Raw genomic sequence first — 16,556 nt, 5'->3', positions numbered from 1 at the left:
CTTTGCAGAAGGCAAACATTTGGCTACCCGCCTGCTTTGCAGGGGATTACAGGATAATGTGGCATTCATCCCGTCATACCGGCCTTGAGCCGGTTTCCAGGAGTGTGTGCGCGGTTCCGAAGGGACCCCCGGTCATGCCCGGGGTGACGAAAATACGAAGTCCGGGTGGGGATGCCTGTTTTTATCAGGCAGGACGCTCGTTGAGAACCTGGTCAATCAGGCCGTATTCAACTGATTCCTCGGCGCTCATGAAGTTATCGCGCTCGGTATCCTCGCCAATCTTCTCAATTGACTGGCCAGTGTGACTGGCAAGAATCTGGTTGAGCTTTTCACGCACCAGGAGGATCTCCTTGGCATGAATCTCGATATCAGTCGCCTGACCCTGGTAACCGCCCAGCGGCTGGTGGATCATGGTACGTGAATGCGGCAAACAGTAGCGTTTGCCCGCCTCACCTGCGGCCAGCAATACAGCGCCCATGCTCGCAGCCTGGCCAATACACATGGTACTGACATGCGACTTGATGAACTGCATGGTGTCGTAGATTGCCAGTCCGGCAGTGACAGATCCGCCAGGAGAGTTGATGTAGAGATGGATATCCTTGTCAGGATTCTCGGACTCGAGAAACAGCAGCTGCGCAACGATCAGGTTCGCCATGTGGTCCTCGATAGGACCGACTACGAAAATAACCCGCTCTTTCAGTAGCCTGGAGTAGATATCATAGGCACGTTCGCCTCTGGATGTTTGCTCGACAACCATCGGGACCAGCCCGATATTGCTGGTTTCCAGTGCGCCGTTGTTATGAATATCACTCATGCCTGTTTCCACCCCTGTGGTAATAACTGTTTATGCAGAAAGCTCGTCGAATGATGAGGTCTTGTTCTCGACCTGCATCTCCTCGCGCAACAAATCATAAACCTGGTCTTCAAGAACAAGGTTTTTGACCGGATCGAGTCGCTCAGGGCTACCATAGTACCACTCGATAACCTCTTCAGGCTTCTCGTAGGAGCTGGCGTAGAGCTCGACAGTCTCACGGATGCGTTCATCGCTAGGCGTCAGGCTGTTCTGGCTCATGATTTCAGACACCAGCATACCCAGCTTAACGCGACGCTCCGCCTGCTCCTTGAAGAGGTCGATCGGCAGTTCAAAACCGGGCTGTGCTGCGCCCTGCTGCTGCATGTTCTGCTTGGTCTCTTCCATCATGCGCTTGGCTTCATCATCAACCATTGCTGAAGGAACGTCCATCTCATGCTGCTCGAGCAGCACATCCATAACCGCTTCCTTGTTCTTCTGCTTGACCTTCTGAATCAGTTCGCGCTCCATGTTGTCGCGGATATCCTTGCGAAAAGAGTCTACGTCGCCGTCCTCGATACCAAACGCCTTGACGAAATCCTCGTCAACTTCCGGCAGGATCTGCTCGGCAACAGACTGGACAGTAATATCGAATACTGCCGGCTTACCTGCAAGATGCTCAGCCTGGTAATCTTCAGGGAAAGTGACGTCAACCGTGCGCTCATCGCCTGCACTTGCACCGAGAATACCGGCTTCGAAACCCTCGATCATGCTGCCGGAACCCAGTACAAGAGGAACACTCTCGGCTGCACCGCCTTCGAACTCTTCTCCGTCAACCTTGCCGACAAAGCTGATAGTGACCTGGTCACCATCGGCAGCTGCGCGCTCGACAGTATCGAAAGTCGCTCGCTGCTGACGCAGCTTGTCGATCATGGTGTCGACATCGGCATCGGTAACTTCAGCTTCGATAATCTCGACTGAAGCAGTGTCCATTTTGTTGATCTTGATCTCAGGCATGACCTCGATGTTGGCAACGTAGGCAAAACCTTCGCCTTCATCCTTGATGTCATCAATGCTGGGATCACCGGCCGGGCGCAAACCCTCCTGGGTGATTGCATCGTAATAAGAGTGCTGGATCAGGTCGCCCCACGCTTCCTGTCTTGCTGACTGGCCAAAACGCTGGCGTACAACGCTTAACGGCACCTTGCCTGGGCGGAAACCGTCGAGGCGGACAGTTTTGGCAATCTCTTGCAGCTTCTTTTCAACAGCCTGGTTGACCTGCTCGGCAGGAAGCTCAACAGTGACGCGGCGCTGAAGGCCTTCGAGTGTTTCAACGGAAACTTGCATGGGTCATCTCTCCGGCAGTCTCACTGCCTGTCATCAATATCAAAATAGTAGTCGTAAAAAAATATGGTGCGAAAGGAGAGACTCGAACTCTCACGCCTTGCGGCACAGGAACCTAAATCCAGCGCGTCTACCAATTCCGCCACTTTCGCAATCGCTCACAGAAGCGCCTGAATCAGAGGCACCCTGAAAAGAGAATCGCGGATTATAGCGACAAATGCACTCCGTTTGAAATGCCTATTTTCAAACAGGCCTGTTCTTCCTCAATATTTCCCGGTCATCCTTGCCCGTCTCAATGACAAACTCCGGCCTCACTGATTAAAATTGGCCAAATCTTCCTTGTTCAACAGAAATACCCCGTCACCACCGTATTCAAACTCCAGCCATACGAAGGGCAACTCCGGAAATGTCTCGACCAGCGCACCGGCAGCCGAACCGACTTCAACAATCAGAACACCGCCCGGCAGCAGGTGATCGTGCGCCTGCGAGAGAATCCGTCTGACGATATCAAGCCCGTCTGCCCCCGCTTCAAGTCCGAGCTTTGGTTCACTATGGTATTCGCCCGGCAGGGCAGCATACTCGTCACTGCTGACGTAAGGAGGGTTACTCACAATCAGGTTGTACTGTTTGCCGCCGAGCCCGTCGAACAGGTCAGACTCAACTGCCCTGACCCGCTCACCGAGCCAATGGCGTTCAATATTCTGATTCGCGACCTTCAGCGCCGCCGGTGAGATATCGGCAAGATCGACCTCTGTATCAGGAAGTTCCAGTGCAGTAGCAATACCGATGCAGCCACTGCCGGTACACAGGTCAAGCACATGCTCAAGTGAATCTGGATCGATCCACGGCTGGAAAGCGTCGAGAATCAGCTCTGCAATCGGCGAGCGTGGCACTAGCACGTCCGGTGTGACAATAAAGTTGTGCCCGGCAAACAGCGCTTGGCCAATCAGGTAGGCAAGCGGTACGCGATCATCAACCCGGCGCTGCAGCAGGATTTCTATCTTCTGCGCTTCGGTGGTGGTCGCGCGTGTATCCAGAAAGGGCTCAGGCAGCGTGTGGTCCAGCCCAACGGCATGCAGCACCAGGGCGAGTGATTCATCGAGTGCGTTATCCGTGCCATGACCATAAAAAATACCCTTGGCCATAAACAGGGAGGCACCCCAGCGTACCCAGTCACGCAGGGTCTGCAAACATTGTTGCGGGTCGGAAGTGGTTGCGGTCATCAGATTCAGTTACGAGAAAAGAGGGGAATCCATGTTAGTCGATTCGCAGGGTGAATTCAGGCAAATTCGTCAAAACCGGCCAGCTTGTACCATTTTTTTGCCTCTTCCTCGTCCTTTGGTACCCCCCTTCCCTCCTGGTACATCATCGCCAGCGTTGTCATGGAGCCGACCAATCCCTGATCAGCAGCCTTCCTGAACCACTCAATCGCTTTTTCACCATTCTGCTCGACGCATTCGCCTTCCATAAACATGAAACCCAGGCCATGCTGTGCGATACCCATGCCACTCTCTGCCGCAGCCTTCATATATTTATAGGCGAGCAGCTCATTCTCCACCATGCCCAGACCGTTCTGCGCCATGATCGCCATGCGATACTGCGCCTCGGGATTGCCCTCTTCGGCCAGTGGTGCCAGCAAGGGGGCTGCGGAGTTGAAATGCTTTGATTCAAAAGCGGCAATGCCGCTTGAAAGGTCCATATCCAGATTTTGTTCACTCATGCCGTGTATTCCTCTTGTTCTCTGTTACCGGGTTCAGGAGAGCTGTTATCGCCTGCACAGCGCGCCGTCGCTTTTTTTGTAGCCGTTTGGCCGGATCGCAACGCGGTTAATGATTTTTGCGCACAGTCGATCACGCTCATCGTAAAAGCCATATTCGAATACTGGTGTTGCACGGCCCTTCGATTCAAGTGTCTTGCTGATGATCTCCTCTTGCTCTTCATCCATGGAGAAGCGCAACTCCAGGTCAGTGCGTGCTTCGTGAATAAAGTCGATCTCCATGTGTCGTGTCCATACCGCGTTTCCTGGAAAGATGTTTGCACACATCAGCGCGGCGATCGGATCTGCCAATGATGCCATAGCACCGCCAAACATACCCCCGCCCGGATTGCGGTTGAAACTGTTAAGCGGTAAACGAATCACCACCTTGCGGCCATCATTTTCCATGCGCAAAACGCGGATGCGCATCGCCCTGAAAGGAGGATAGAATTCAAGTCGGCGTTCTGGCGAAAGCAGACCGGATCGTTTAACAAGCTTATAAATCATATTCATCAGCCTATTTTAGTGGCAGAATCGCATCCATGCAGACAGAAATCAGTGAAATATATCTCGGAACCAAAGATGGCGAGGAGGCAGGACGCATCCTGCGCACCTGCGTGCACTGTGGTTTTTGCACCGCCACCTGCCCGACATACCAGCTTTTAGGCGACGAACTCGATGGTCCGCGCGGGCGTATTTACCAGATCAAGCAGATTCTCGAAGGCGCACAGGCAACAGGCACAGTTCGCATGCACCTTGACCGCTGCCTTACCTGTCGTAGCTGCGAGAGCACATGTCCATCGGGTGTCGACTATGCGCGCCTGCTCGATATCGGCCGTAACCTGGTCGAAGATACACGCTCTGCACCGGATAAGCTTGTGCGGAAGCTGATGCTCAATGTTCTGCCCTATCCCGCACGTTTTGCTCCTGCCGCAAAACTGGGTACGTTTTTCAGTTTCATGCTGCCGCAAAAACTGAGCGGAAAACTGCCGAAATCGACCAAATCCACCATGAGCTGGCCAACATCCAGTCACCAACGCAAGGTTGCCGTACTCAGCGGCTGTGTGCAGCCGACGCTGGCACCTGATATTGACACCTCCCTCGCCGTGGTGCTTGAACGCGCCGGCATCGAGACAGTACCGATTCGCAACAGCTGTTGCGGCGCGCTGCCAGCCCATCTCACCGACGAGGCTCGTGCAGAGAAGATGGCGATCGAAACCATCGACCTGGTATGGCCACTGGTTGAAGATGGTATCGAGGCGATCATCAGCACCGCCAGCGGCTGTGGTGTAACGCTCAAGGAGTACGACTGGTTATTGCGCCACAACGACGCCTACAGCGAGAAAGCCAAGCGCGTCAGTGAACTGGCATCAGATCCGGTTGAAGTCATCGAAAAATCACTCGACAGTTTTGAAGGACAACCCGGCAAGGGCCAAACAGTCGTTTACCATCCCCCCTGCACACAGCAGCACGGCATGAAGATCAAGGGGAATGTAGAAAAGGTACTAACGACGCTTGGCTATGAACTCCTGCCATTCAACGATGCGCATCTCTGCTGCGGCTCGGCAGGAACCTATTCACTGTTCCAGCCGACAATCTCGTCAGAACTTCGTGAACGCAAGCTAGAACAGCTGCAACAGCCCGGTGCCAGCGCTATTGCAACTGCCAATATCGGCTGTATGACGCATCTCGGTGAGAAGAGTGACCTGCCTGTGATTCACTGGTTATCGCTGGTTGCAGACTCTCTCAATTCACGACCAAACAGCTGATAACGCACCTGTCCGGCACTCTTCTCTTTCAGCGGTTTCCAGCTGGGTGGCAGCTGTGCCTCGGGTTCGTCACTGCCCTGTTCGATGTAGATCAGGGCATCGTCCGCAAGCCAGCCATCTGACTCAAGCAGTTCGATAACCGGCTGCAGCAGGTTTTTCCTGAAAGGCGGGTCGAGGAAGACGATATCGAAGCTGCTGCCGTCCGACTGCTGCAGGAACTTGCGGGCATCGCGCTGCTGTACCCTGATATCCACATCCGGCGAATCGAGCAGCGCTGCATTCTGTCGCAACACTTCGCACACCTGGCGATTCATCTCCACCAACATGACTTCACGTGCACCACGCGATGCAGCCTCGAACCCCAGCGCACCGGAACCGGCAAACAGGTCGAGTACCCGCGCACCCTGGATGCGGTTCTGCAGCCAGTTGAAGAGGGTTTCACGCACCCTGTCAGTCGTTGGTCGAAGCCCTTCCGGGGCAACGAACTGCAGACGCCGGCCGCGATGTTCACCACCAATAATGCGCAGGCTGTTCTTGTGTCGCCCGCCCACTGGCTGATTACTCCTGCTTCTCTGCAGGAGTGCCGTTTTCGCTGCTGTTGCCAACCAGGACAGTGGCGAGATTATTCGGATGAACGCGACGCTTGAATGCTGAATGAATCTGCTCTGCAGTGACAGCCTCAACCCTGCTGACAAAAGTTGCAAGGTAGTCGAGCGGGTAGTCATAGAAACCAATCATGGCGATGTACTCAACAATCTTGCTGTTTGACGAGACACGCAGGGGAAAACCACCGCTGATATTGTTCTTGGAACGCTCCAGGCGCTCTTCCGGTGGGCCATTTTTAATGAAGTCAGCAAGCTGTTCACGCATCACACCAAGTGCCTCTTCGGCACGTTCATTACGCGTCTGCGCCACCATCATGAAGGGACCTTCAGCGCGCATCGGTGAAAAATAGCTGTAAACACTGTAGGAGAGACCGCGCTTCTCACGCACCTCTTCAGACAACATTGACACCAGGCCGCTGCCTCCGAATACGTGGTTACCTACATAAAGTGGAAGATAGTCAGGGTCACTGCGTGACATGCCTGGCTGACCAAGATAGATATGTGTCTGCGTCGAGGGAAAGTCGATACTGAGGCTTTCGCCCGTGCTGAATGTGACCTTCGGCAGCGGTGCTGCCTTTTCACCGGCAGGCATCTCCGCGGTAATCTGCTCAACCACTTTTTCTGCCTGTGCACGATCCACTGCACCGACGATGGCAACAACAAGGTTCGAAGCAACATAGTACTGCTTGAAATAGTTGCGAATATCCTCGACCGTAATCGCCGCCACACTAACGGCATTTCCGGACGGGTTATGACCATACGGGTGATCGCCATAAAGTGATTTGTAGAAGGCTTTACTGGCGACAGTACCGGCATTCTGTTTCTGCTGCTCAAGCCCCACCAGAACCTGCTGGCGACGACGCTCGATCTCTTCCTCGTCAAACTGCGGCTGCGTGACAACGGCTGCAATGGTGTCGAGGCTCTGGTTCAACACCTCCTCGTCATCAGTCAAAGTACGCAGCGAGACAATCGCCATGTCGCGTAGTGAACTGGTGGTAAAGCGCGCACCAATATTTTCAAAACGCTCTGCCAAATGGTTGGCATTCCACTCGCCTGCTCCGTCGTTAAGCAGTGTATTCGTCAGTGCAGCAATACCCGGTTTACTATCATCTCGCGCACTGCCTGCATCGAATACCATGCGCACATCAACCATCGGCAGATCAGGCACATGCACATACATCACCTTGGCGCCCTTGGCTGTGATCCAGGACTGAATTTCAGGTGTTGCCTGTGCAGTCAGCGGTAACAGAAGCACCAGCAACAGGGAGACAATCCTGCGACCATTATGAGCCATGCTTCACCCCCACATGCGGCCTGGATTTTGATTCGGCCTGCTTCTCATCCATGGGCTGCGGATCGAGAATGGCAATCGTCATGTTATCCGGTTGCAGGTATCTTTGTGCAACCTCCTGCACCTGTTCGGGAGTCACCGCCCTGAGCTTTTCAACATAGCTGTCAGTCAGGCGCCAATCGAGTCCGACTGTCTCCAGCATGCCGATCTGCATCGCCTGGTAGAAAACCGAGTCTTTCTCATACACCTTGCTGGCAACAGTCTGGGTCACAACGCGCTTGAGCTCATCTGCTGCAACCGGTTCAGCCTTGACCTTTTCAATCTCGGAGAGCAACGCTTTCTCCAGGTCCTTGATACTGCGTCCCTCTGCTGGAACACCGTCAAACATCACCATGCCGGGAAGGCGCGTGTAGGCGTTATAACTCGCACCTGCACTGTTGGCGATACTGCTGCCACGAATCAGGGAACGGCTCAGACGAGCACTGTCACCACCATCCAGAACAGCTGCAAGCGCCTCCAGTGCATATGGCTCCCATGCATTCTCTTCGCTAACCGTGGTAACAACCGGCGCCTTGAAGCCCATCAGCAGGTAAGGCTGCTTTGCCGGTGCCTTGACCTGCAGGCGCGTCACACCATTGTGTGCAGGCTCGACAGGCGTCTTCATGACTGGCAGGTCAGACGGAGGTAACTGGCCAAATGTCTCCTGCGCCATGGTGTGAATCTTTTCTGCGTCAACGTCACCAACCACAACAAGTGTTGCGTTGTTTGGTGCATACCAGAGCTGATACCAGTCGCGCAGGTCTTCGATTTTCAGGTTCTCGAGATCACTCATCCATCCAATGATGGGGCGACGATAAGGCAGCACACGCCAGGCCACTGCGTTGAACTGCTCGTAAGTCAGTGCTGTTGGCTTATCCTCGGTGCGCAGGCGGCGCTCCTCGGTAACGACGTCGCGCTCTTTCTGAAACTCTTTCTCGTCGAGCAGCAGGTTGCGCATGCGATCTGCCTCGAGGTCGAAGGCGATATTCAACCGGTCTGATGAGAGTGTCTGGAAATAGGCGGTGTAGTCACGACCTGTGAAGGCATTTTCACGCCCGCCGTTTTCGGAGATGATTTTCGAGAATTCATTCGGGCCATAACGCTCTGTTCCCTTGAACATCAAGTGCTCAAGGACATGCGATATACCTGTCTGCCCTTCCGGTTCGTAGGAAGAACCAACCTTGTACCAAACTTGTGAAACAGCGATCGGTGCACGATGATCTTCCTTGACGATCACTTTCATACCGTTCTCCAGTTCAAACTCCTGAACCTGGGATGCCTGTACGGCGAGAGGAAACAGAGCGATTGTGGCCAGCAATCCCAAAAAGGCCGATCCTGTCTTTGTCATACTGCTCCTGAACCTGTCTTCAATTATTGTTCTGATCATTCGATGATTCTCCCGTATAAACGGGTTCCATTCTTTACTTTAAAGTTGCTTTGCAGATTATGCCTGCCAACCCGGACGACTGCCATGTCGGATCTCAACATGGCGCAAACAGTTCGTCATGGATGCGCTTTTTTGACATACTTCATGTATGACAGGTTCAATCTAATTTCCCAAATGCCCGAGATAACCCTATTCGCCCTGCTGCTAATCCTTGCCGGCTACCTGGTTGGCTCCATTTCGAGCGCCATCATCGTTTGTCGACTGATGGGACTACCCGACCCACGTGAACAGGGCTCAAAAAATCCAGGTGCCACCAATGTATTACGCCTGGGCGGAAAAAAAGCAGCTGCGATTACATTGGCCGGAGATTGGCTGAAAGGTTTACTCCCTGTTCTCGCTGCAAAGATGCTGGAGCAGCCACTTGATGTCATCGCACTTGTCGGACTCGCTGCATTTCTTGGACACCTCTACCCGATCTTTTTCGGTTTCAAGGGCGGTAAAGGTGTTGCCACGGCACTCGGTGTGCTGTTCGGATTTTCACTCCTGACCGGGCTGGGCGTGGTTGCCGTGTGGCTGGTCATGGCGCTGCTGTTTCGCTACTCGTCACTGGCAGCACTGACAGCCATGGCGATGGCTCCGGTAATCGTCTACCTGCAGTGGAACAACGCTTTTCTTACTGCATGCCAAACCCTGATTACGGTGATTCTCTTCTGGCGTCACAGGACGAACATAGAGAGACTGCTGAACGGTACCGAGGGAAAGATCGGCCAGAAAGGCTGAATCACTCTGCTTTCAGAGGTTCAAGCTCAGTCATCGGCCAGCGCGGCGTTACCTGGAAGCCGGCATCTTCATCATGCAAGCCCGCCTGTAAACGCTGCCAGCCTGCAAAAGCGATCATGGCGCCATTATCCGTACAGAATTCCGGACGCGGGTAGAGCACCTCAACACCCTTTTTCTGCAACTCTGTTTCCAGCTTTTCGCGTAAGCGGCGATTGGCGCTGACGCCACCCGCCATCACCAGGTGAGTTACCTTTGTCTGTTCAACAGCCCGGCGACACTTGATGACAAGGGTGTCGACCACGGCATCTTCAAATGCACGTGCGATATCGGCACGGGTCTGATCGTCGAGTGGCTCATGCTCCTGCATTGTGTTCAGGGCAAAGGTCTTCAGGCCACTGAAGCTGAAATCGAGACCCGGTCGGTCTGTCATCGGGCGAGGAAAACGGAACCTGGATGCATCCCCCTGCTCTGCCAGCTTTGCAAGCTCCGGCCCACCGGGATATGGCAGGCCAAGCAGTTTGGCAGTTTTGTCGAAAGCTTCACCGGCAGCGTCATCGAGTGATTCACCAAGCAGACGATAGTCGCCGATACTGGTCACTTCAACGAGTTGTGTATGCCCGCCTGAGACCAGCAAGGCAACAAAAGGAAACGCCGGTTGGCGACTTTCGAGCAAAGGAGCGAGTAAATGCCCCTCCATATGATGAATTCCGATCGCGGGCACATTCCAGGCCCAGGCGATGCTTCGGCCCACGGCTGCACCGACCAGCAATGCGCCAACCAAACCCGGTCCACGGGTGTAGGCAACGCCATCGATATCGCTCTCCTGCAACCCACTCTCAACCAGTAACTGCTTGATTAACGGGATAGTTTTGCGCACATGGTCACGCGAGGCGAGTTCCGGCACCACGCCGCCATATGGGGCGTGAACATCAATCTGGCTATGCACAAGGTTGGCAATCAGACCCTCATTTGAGTCATAAATGGCGACGCCGGTTTCGTCGCAGGAGGTCTCTATTCCAAGAATCTTCATTAGAAATTTTGCAATTTGGCTGAAATCGACTACAATTTCGCGCTTTATTGCCTTCCGGTCAATATTTACCGGTAATTAAATTGATTCTTTTCTGAGGAAAGACATGCCAAGCGTACGCGTTAAAGATAACGAACCCTTTGAAGTCGCACTGCGACGTTTCAAACGCTCCTGTGAAAAAGCAGGCGTTCTTGCCGAGGTTCGCCGTCGCGAATTCTACGAGAAGCCAACTTCCGAGCGTAAGCGTAAAGCTGCAGCAGCAGTCAAGCGCAACATGAAGAAGGTGTCTCGCGAAAGCCGTCGTTTCGATCGTCAGTACTAAGTTAATACTGTACTGACCGATAACAGACTCTACCCTCCCGGTACCCCTCATGCTTAAACAGCAGCTTACGGATGACATGAAAGCCGCCATGAAAGGTGGTGACAAGTCACGCCTGGGCGTTATTCGCCTTATCCTTGCTGCCGTCAAGCAAGTCGAGGTCGATACGCGGGAAGAACTCTCCGATGCGGATATCACCGGTGTACTGACCAAGATGGTCAAACAGCGTCGTGATTCAGTCACCCAGTACACAGATGCTGGCCGCACTGAACTCGCTGATCAGGAGACCTACGAAATCGGTATCATCGAGGGATATCTTCCCGAGCAGATGTCCGAAGACGAGGTAGCTGCAGTGATTGACGAGATCATCGCTGCAACTGGTGCCAGCGGCCCCAAGGACATGGGAAAGGTGATGGGACAGCTCAAGGGCAAGTTACAGGGCAAGGCAGACATGGGTGCAGCCAGTGCACTCGTCAAGCAGAAGCTGACCGGCTAACCCTGACACACCCGCTGCCATACCAATCAACAAACCTGGCTGCATTGTAGGTTAAACTACGGCAATGGCAGGCAGGATCCCAAACGAATTTATCGACCAGCTTCTTGCACGCGTTGACATTGTTGACGTGGTGGAGCATCGCGTTCCGCTGAAAAAAGCCGGCGGTGAGTTCCAGGCCTGTTGCCCATTCCACACTGAAAAAACCCCCTCTTTCACCGTCAGTCCGCAAAAACAGTTCTATCACTGCTTTGGCTGTGGTGCGCATGGAACCGCGATCGGTTTTCTGATGGAGTATGAACACCTCAGCTTTGTCGAAGCCATCGAGGAACTCGCCAAGCAGGCGGGAGTGGAAGTACCGCATGAAGGCGGTTCGGTGCAAAAAGGCCCTGATCTTCAACCAGTCTATGCCTTGCTTGAGGCTGCCAGCAATTTCTACCAGCAACAGCTGAAAGACAAGCAGCAGGGAAAACGTGCTGTCGACTACCTGAAAGAGCGCGGCCTCTCCGGCGAAATCGCCCTCACCTTCGGTATCGGCTACGCGCCACCGGGATGGGATAACCTGCTCTGTGCACTCTCCTCGCAACACACCTTGCGTAATTTCGAGAATGCGGGCCTAAGCAGCCAGCGTGATAACGGCAACCCATATGACCGTTTCCGTGATCGCATCATGTTCCCGATCCGCGATACACGCGGTCGCGTCGTCGGTTTTGGCGGACGCATTATTGGCGACGACAAACCCAAGTATCTCAACTCACCTGAAACCCCGGTGTTCCACAAGGGCACGATTCTCTATGGGCTCTACGAGGCGAGACGTGCAAACCATGGCGAGGATTACCTTGTTGTTGTCGAGGGCTACATGGACGTGGTGGCACTTGCACAACATGATATTAACAACGCTGTTGCGACCCTCGGCACGGCAACAACCGAGAAGCACCTGGAATTGCTGTTTCGTACCGTCGACAAGGTGGTCTTCTGTTTCGATGGAGACCGTGCCGGACGTGATGCTGCCTGGAAAGCGCTGCAGACCATTCTGCCGCTGATGAAAGCCGGCCGCGAGGCACGTTTCCTGTTTCTTCCCGATGGAGAGGATCCGGATTCTCTGGTACGCAAGGAGGATTCAGATGCCCTGCGCCAGCGCTTCATGGATGCACCGCCACTCTCCGGGTACCTGTTTGATCATTTTCAACAGCAGATTGATACCGGCACTCTGGATGGGCGAGCACGCTTTTCAGATGCCATTACACCCTTCATTGAAAAAATCCCTCCCGGTACGCTGAGAGACCTGCTCAACAGAAAACTGGAACAGATTACCGGGTTGGAGAGCCGTACTCCGGATTCGACACCCGCACCGGCACAACAGCCGACCACCCAAACCCCGGCGCAGCCATCCACCCCGGTTCGCCTGGCACTGCGTATTCTGCTCGAACGCCCACAGCTGATTCTGGATTTTGAACCACGGCAAGGTTGGCAAATGGCGCAAGTGAAAGGTGTCGATCTTCTGAGTGAAATCATTGATTTAATTAGAAATAATCCAGAAATAAGCAGCGCTCGAGTAGTCACACACTGGCACGGAAGCGCAATTGGGGAGCATCTGCAGCATCTCCTTCAGGGGCCACTGGACATTCCCGAAGAGGGTCTTTCAGAAGAGTTACGCGGTTGTTTTCGCCAGCTTGCGTCCCAATATCAGAAGCGGCAGCTGAAGCAACTACTCAGCCGCCCCCTGCATCAACTGGGAGATGAGGAGAAGAAACAGCTCAGGGAGCTCCTGGACGACGGGGAAAATGCAGTAAAAGGGTGAAACCTTCTGGAATATTCAGATATAACCGACTATAATACCTGATTCTTTTTAAGTTCGTCTCATGGCCTAGCTTTTCAGGCCATTTTATTTGCGTGGTGGAAATTCAGTTTATGAGCCAAATGAACCAAGCACAACAGGTCTCCCAGATCAAACTGCTGATTGATAAAGCAAGAGAACAGGGCTATCTGACCTATGCTGAAGTAAACGACCATCTCCCTGATACGATTGTCGATCCGGAGCAGATCGAAGACATCATTCGCATGATTAACGACATGGGAATTAACGTCTACGAGACAGCACCCGATCTCGACGAGACGACCATGGACGAAGCTGCGCCAGCAGACGATGATGCTGCGGAAGCAGCTGCTGCTGCACTGGCTTCTGTTGATACAGATTTTGGCCGCACAACTGACCCGGTACGCATGTATATGCGTGAGATGGGTACGGTAGAGCTCCTGACTCGTGAAGACGAACTGCGCATTGCCAAGCGTATCGAGGACGGCCTTCGCCAGGTCTCCACGGCTGCTTCAATGTACCCGCCTGTTATAGAGGATCTCCTCGAGCGATTCGAAATCGCACAGAGCGAGGAAGGCAAGCTAACCGACGTCATTTCGGGCTTCATTGACTTCGATGATGTGACACCTGCAACGCCTGTCTCCAAGGCAGACCAGGAAGCGAACAGCAGTGACGACGATGACACTCCCGCTGACACAGGCCCTGATCCAGAAGAGACCAAGCGCCGCGTTACCGGACTGAAGCGTAACTACAATGCCCTGCGCAAGGCAATGGATGCTGGCGACGCTGCCAAGGCTCAAAAGAGCCAGGAAAAGGTCACAGAATTCTTTACCGAGTTCAAACTGATCCCTGCCGTATTCATCGCGATTACCATGCGTGTCAAAAGCGCAGTGAACAACATCCGCACATATGAGCGTGAAATCATGGCACTGTGTATCGATGCTGGCATGGAGCGCAAACAGTTCATCACCTCATTCCCCGAGAATGAAACAAACTCCGACTGGATCAAGATCCAGGCGAAGGCCAAGGGCGCACCCAAGGCTGCACTGCTCGAAATTGCTGATGAAGTGCAGAAGATTCAGAACCGCTTGTTGATCGTGACAGAACACGCAAGCCTGGGCATCACCCAGCTCAAAGAGCTCAACCGCATGATGTCGATTGGTGAAGCCAAGGCACGCCGTGCAAAGAAAGAGATGGTCGAGGCAAACCTGCGACTGGTTATCTCGATCGCCAAGAAATACACCAACCGCGGCCTGCAGTTCCTTGACCTGATCCAGGAAGGCAACATCGGCCTGATGAAAGCTGTCGACAAGTTCGAATACCGTCGCGGCTACAAGTTCTCGACCTATGCAACATGGTGGATCCGCCAGGCAATCACCCGTTCGATTGCAGACCAGGCGCGCACTATCCGTATTCCTGTGCACATGATCGAGACCATCAACAAGCTCAACCGCATCTCGCGCCAGATCGTCCAGGAACAGGGGCGCGACGCAACACCGGAAGAGCTGGCTGTAAAGATGGACATGCCGGAAGACAAAATCCGCAAGGTACTCAAGATTGCCAAAGAGCCTATCTCAATGGAGACGCCAATTGGTGATGATGAAGATTCGCATCTTGGTGACTTCATCGAGGACTCAAACGCAGTCACGCCAATCGACTCGGCAACCATCGAAGGCCTGCGTGAAGCAACCCAGAACATGCTCTCCGGACTCACAGCACGTGAAGCCAAGGTCCTGCGCATGCGTTTCGGCATCGACATGAATACCGACCACACCCTTGAGGAAGTTGGTAAACAGTTCGATGTAACACGTGAGCGTATTCGCCAGATAGAAGCAAAGGCCCTGCGCAAACTGCGCCACCCTACCCGTTCGGAGCGTCTGCGCAGCTTCCTCGACGAGTAAATGAAAAAGCGCCGGTAGCATAATCTGTAAAAAGCAATTATCCTACCGGCGCACCTTCACAGGGCCGTTAGCTCAGTTGGTTAGAGCAGAGGACTCATAATCCTTTGGTCCGGGGTTCAAGTCCCTGACGGCCCACCACTTTTCAATGACTTAGCCAGTTTTGGCTAAGTCATTTTTGCTTACACACTGCTTACACACTCCAAAACCACTATTTTCATGCTCATCTAATGGCGTGAGTTCATGAAATTGCACGGTACAGCTACGCTTAATGACTGCTTTCGGCCAGAAGTGGACATTCAATCTCTCGAAAAATCGGGAATAAAAAAACCCCGCACTATGGCGGGGTCTTCATCTACTTGTTGCCGTAGGAACAGAGGAAAGTGACTAGAATTGCATCCTAAAGCCTAGGTTCACCGATGTATTCGAGTAGTCCATTTCCAAAGTGCCAGTACCATCACAGCCAGTACCATCTGAATTACAGCCATAACCGTATCCAAACTCTGGATCATTGAGTGCGGTTACATAGCGAACATCCAATACGACTGATACCGTCGGAGAGACAGCGTAAGAAACACCAGCAATGCCCTGGATACCGATGACACCATCACTGCCATCAACAATGCCAGTACAACAACCGCCGTTTGAATGTAATGGATTATCGTGCTCAGTGTGACGTGCATTGTTTACATCAATATCCATGTAGCCAACACCAGCACCAAGGAATGGTGTAAACATGGAGCCGGAATCAAAATCATACAGGGCGTTAAGGAAGAGACTCGTGTTCGTTACACTCCCGCTTCCATCCATATCGTTGAAGCTATCCACATCATTTTCCCTGTGACTTAGTTCGAGTTCAGCACGCCACCCATTGTCATATCCGTAACCCCCTTTTAGCGTCCAAATCAATCCACCATCAAAGTCCGTGGGATGATCTCCTGAGCTTGATCCGTCTAAAAAGTAAGTATAGTCATCTAGCCAACTGTAGCCGACATCAACACCAAAGTATGCTCCCTTGGTGGCGCCTGCAATGGCTGAACTGGCTAGTGCGGTCTGGAAAGCGACTGCAAAAGCTGTAATGAGGATTATTCTTGGTTTCAACATAATGCTCTCCTTAATTCGTTGTTTCTGTTTTGCATACTCTCGCGGATTCAACTCACTAGTGCAACGGATGGGTTAATCCCGAAAAATACTTGATTGGGCGTTTTAATGCCAAGACATTTTCGGGGACGATTGTTCAGT

The 16,556-nt window shown here is 53.2% G+C and carries 16 protein-coding genes and 2 tRNA genes; 7 read left to right on the top strand and 11 right to left on the bottom strand.

What is annotated here, in order from left to right:
- Positions 1–184: 184 nt before the first annotated feature.
- The 6 genes from clpP to BOW06_RS06905 form a co-directional block, all read right to left on the bottom strand.
- Positions 185–814 carry an ATP-dependent Clp endopeptidase proteolytic subunit ClpP gene (gene clpP, locus BOW06_RS06930; RefSeq protein WP_078455135.1) on the bottom strand — a complete coding sequence of 210 codons (630 nt, stop codon included), beginning with the start codon at positions 812–814 and terminating at the stop codon, positions 185–187.
- 30 nt (positions 815–844) lie between these two features.
- Positions 845–2,137 carry a trigger factor gene (gene tig, locus BOW06_RS06925; protein ID WP_043118566.1) on the bottom strand — a complete coding sequence of 431 codons (1,293 nt, stop codon included), beginning with the start codon at positions 2,135–2,137 and terminating at the stop codon, positions 845–847.
- A 64-nt stretch (positions 2,138–2,201) separates the two neighbouring features.
- Positions 2,202–2,286, bottom strand: a tRNA-Leu gene (locus BOW06_RS06920).
- Positions 2,287–2,445: 159 nt separating this feature from the next.
- A complete protein-coding gene (gene prmB / locus BOW06_RS06915) occupies positions 2,446–3,357 on the bottom strand; it encodes a 50S ribosomal protein L3 N(5)-glutamine methyltransferase (RefSeq protein WP_043118565.1) in 912 nt (303 codons plus the stop codon).
- Positions 3,358–3,413: 56 nt separating this feature from the next.
- Positions 3,414–3,854: a tetratricopeptide repeat protein gene (locus BOW06_RS06910; RefSeq protein WP_043118563.1), complete on the bottom strand. Its 441-nt coding sequence runs from the start codon at positions 3,852–3,854 to the stop codon at positions 3,414–3,416.
- A 45-nt stretch (positions 3,855–3,899) separates the two neighbouring features.
- On the bottom strand, positions 3,900–4,397 hold the full coding sequence (locus BOW06_RS06905; protein ID WP_078454597.1) for a DUF4442 domain-containing protein: 498 nt from the start codon (positions 4,395–4,397) through the stop codon (positions 3,900–3,902).
- A 35-nt stretch (positions 4,398–4,432) separates the two neighbouring features.
- On the opposite strand from BOW06_RS06905, the gene glcF reads away from it, so the two are divergent.
- A complete protein-coding gene (gene glcF, locus BOW06_RS06900) occupies positions 4,433–5,659 on the top strand; it encodes a glycolate oxidase subunit GlcF (protein WP_043118560.1) in 1,227 nt (408 codons plus the stop codon).
- On the opposite strand, the gene rsmD is transcribed toward glcF, so the two are convergent.
- From rsmD to BOW06_RS06885, 3 genes are read right to left on the bottom strand one after another with little or no spacing between them, the layout of a single operon-like run.
- Complete coding sequence (gene rsmD / locus BOW06_RS06895) at positions 5,608–6,210, bottom strand: 16S rRNA (guanine(966)-N(2))-methyltransferase RsmD (RefSeq protein WP_143555894.1); 603 nt, start codon at positions 6,208–6,210, stop codon at positions 5,608–5,610. The genes glcF and rsmD overlap by 52 nt on opposite strands.
- Positions 6,211–6,217: 7 nt before the next feature.
- A complete protein-coding gene (locus BOW06_RS06890; protein WP_043118555.1) occupies positions 6,218–7,558 on the bottom strand; it encodes a M16 family metallopeptidase in 1,341 nt (446 codons plus the stop codon).
- Positions 7,548–8,981, bottom strand: a complete 1,434-nt coding sequence (locus tag BOW06_RS06885) for a M16 family metallopeptidase (RefSeq protein ID WP_143555895.1) — start codon at positions 8,979–8,981, stop codon at positions 7,548–7,550. The genes BOW06_RS06890 and BOW06_RS06885 overlap by 11 nt, the downstream gene beginning before the upstream one ends.
- A 174-nt stretch (positions 8,982–9,155) precedes the next feature.
- Here BOW06_RS06885 and plsY point away from each other — a divergent pair, with 174 nt between their 5' ends.
- Positions 9,156–9,761 carry a glycerol-3-phosphate 1-O-acyltransferase PlsY gene (plsY, locus tag BOW06_RS06880; RefSeq protein ID WP_043118552.1) on the top strand — a complete coding sequence of 202 codons (606 nt, stop codon included), beginning with the start codon at positions 9,156–9,158 and terminating at the stop codon, positions 9,759–9,761.
- Position 9,762: 1 nt separating this feature from the next.
- Here plsY and tsaD read toward each other — a convergent pair whose 3' ends face one another.
- Entirely contained in the window at positions 9,763–10,791 is a 1,029-nt protein-coding gene (gene tsaD / locus BOW06_RS06875) for a tRNA (adenosine(37)-N6)-threonylcarbamoyltransferase complex transferase subunit TsaD (protein ID WP_043118550.1), read from the bottom strand.
- A gap of 103 nt (positions 10,792–10,894) precedes the next feature.
- Between tsaD and rpsU the strand changes: the two genes are divergently transcribed.
- The 5 genes from rpsU to BOW06_RS06850 all read left to right on the top strand — a co-directional run bounded on the left by rpsU (position 10,895) and on the right by BOW06_RS06850 (position 15,455).
- Entirely contained in the window at positions 10,895–11,110 is a 216-nt protein-coding gene (gene rpsU, locus BOW06_RS06870) for a 30S ribosomal protein S21 (protein ID WP_043118548.1), read from the top strand.
- 49 nt (positions 11,111–11,159) lie between these two features.
- Positions 11,160–11,603: a GatB/YqeY domain-containing protein gene (locus BOW06_RS06865; protein WP_043118547.1), complete on the top strand. Its 444-nt coding sequence runs from the start codon at positions 11,160–11,162 to the stop codon at positions 11,601–11,603.
- Between the two features lie 64 nt (positions 11,604–11,667).
- Complete coding sequence (dnaG, locus tag BOW06_RS06860) at positions 11,668–13,401, top strand: DNA primase (protein WP_043118546.1); 1,734 nt, start codon at positions 11,668–11,670, stop codon at positions 13,399–13,401.
- A 119-nt stretch (positions 13,402–13,520) separates the two neighbouring features.
- Positions 13,521–15,317, top strand: coding sequence for an RNA polymerase sigma factor RpoD (gene rpoD, locus BOW06_RS06855; RefSeq protein WP_043118855.1), 1,797 nt, complete (start codon positions 13,521–13,523; stop codon positions 15,315–15,317).
- Positions 15,318–15,378: 61 nt separating this feature from the next.
- A tRNA-Ile gene (locus tag BOW06_RS06850) sits at positions 15,379–15,455 on the top strand.
- A gap of 246 nt (positions 15,456–15,701) precedes the next feature.
- Here the strand turns inward: BOW06_RS06850 and BOW06_RS06845 are convergent.
- A complete protein-coding gene (locus BOW06_RS06845; protein WP_043118544.1) occupies positions 15,702–16,418 on the bottom strand; it encodes an outer membrane protein in 717 nt (238 codons plus the stop codon).
- Positions 16,419–16,556 lie beyond the last annotated feature (138 nt).

Origin of the sequence: Solemya velum gill symbiont (assembly GCF_002020255.1) — a bacterium.
Taxonomy (GTDB): domain Bacteria; phylum Pseudomonadota; class Gammaproteobacteria; order Chromatiales; family Chromatiaceae.
The sequence above is the reverse complement of the archived record's forward strand: the minus strand, read 5'-3'. Positions and strand labels throughout refer to the sequence as shown.

Coding starts and splice junctions, on each gene's coding strand:
- clpP (WP_078455135.1), bottom strand. CDS start 814: ATGAGTGATATTCATAACAACGGCGCACTGGAAACCAGCAATATCGGG.
- BOW06_RS06865 (WP_043118547.1), top strand. CDS start 11,160: ATGCTTAAACAGCAGCTTACGGATGACATGAAAGCCGCCATGAAAGGT.
- tsaD (WP_043118550.1), bottom strand. CDS start 10,791: ATGAAGATTCTTGGAATAGAGACCTCCTGCGACGAAACCGGCGTCGCC.
- plsY (WP_043118552.1), top strand. CDS start 9,156: ATGCCCGAGATAACCCTATTCGCCCTGCTGCTAATCCTTGCCGGCTAC.
- BOW06_RS06905 (WP_078454597.1), bottom strand. CDS start 4,397: ATGATTTATAAGCTTGTTAAACGATCCGGTCTGCTTTCGCCAGAACGC.
- BOW06_RS06890 (WP_043118555.1), bottom strand. CDS start 7,558: ATGGCTCATAATGGTCGCAGGATTGTCTCCCTGTTGCTGGTGCTTCTG.
- tig (WP_043118566.1), bottom strand. CDS start 2,137: ATGCAAGTTTCCGTTGAAACACTCGAAGGCCTTCAGCGCCGCGTCACT.
- BOW06_RS06885 (WP_143555895.1), bottom strand. CDS start 8,981: ATGATCAGAACAATAATTGAAGACAGGTTCAGGAGCAGTATGACAAAG.
- BOW06_RS06910 (WP_043118563.1), bottom strand. CDS start 3,854: ATGAGTGAACAAAATCTGGATATGGACCTTTCAAGCGGCATTGCCGCT.
- dnaG (WP_043118546.1), top strand. CDS start 11,668: ATGGCAGGCAGGATCCCAAACGAATTTATCGACCAGCTTCTTGCACGC.
- rpsU (WP_043118548.1), top strand. CDS start 10,895: ATGCCAAGCGTACGCGTTAAAGATAACGAACCCTTTGAAGTCGCACTG.
- rpoD (WP_043118855.1), top strand. CDS start 13,521: ATGAACCAAGCACAACAGGTCTCCCAGATCAAACTGCTGATTGATAAA.
- BOW06_RS06845 (WP_043118544.1), bottom strand. CDS start 16,418: ATGTTGAAACCAAGAATAATCCTCATTACAGCTTTTGCAGTCGCTTTC.
- glcF (WP_043118560.1), top strand. CDS start 4,433: ATGCAGACAGAAATCAGTGAAATATATCTCGGAACCAAAGATGGCGAG.
- prmB (WP_043118565.1), bottom strand. CDS start 3,357: ATGACCGCAACCACTTCCGACCCGCAACAATGTTTGCAGACCCTGCGT.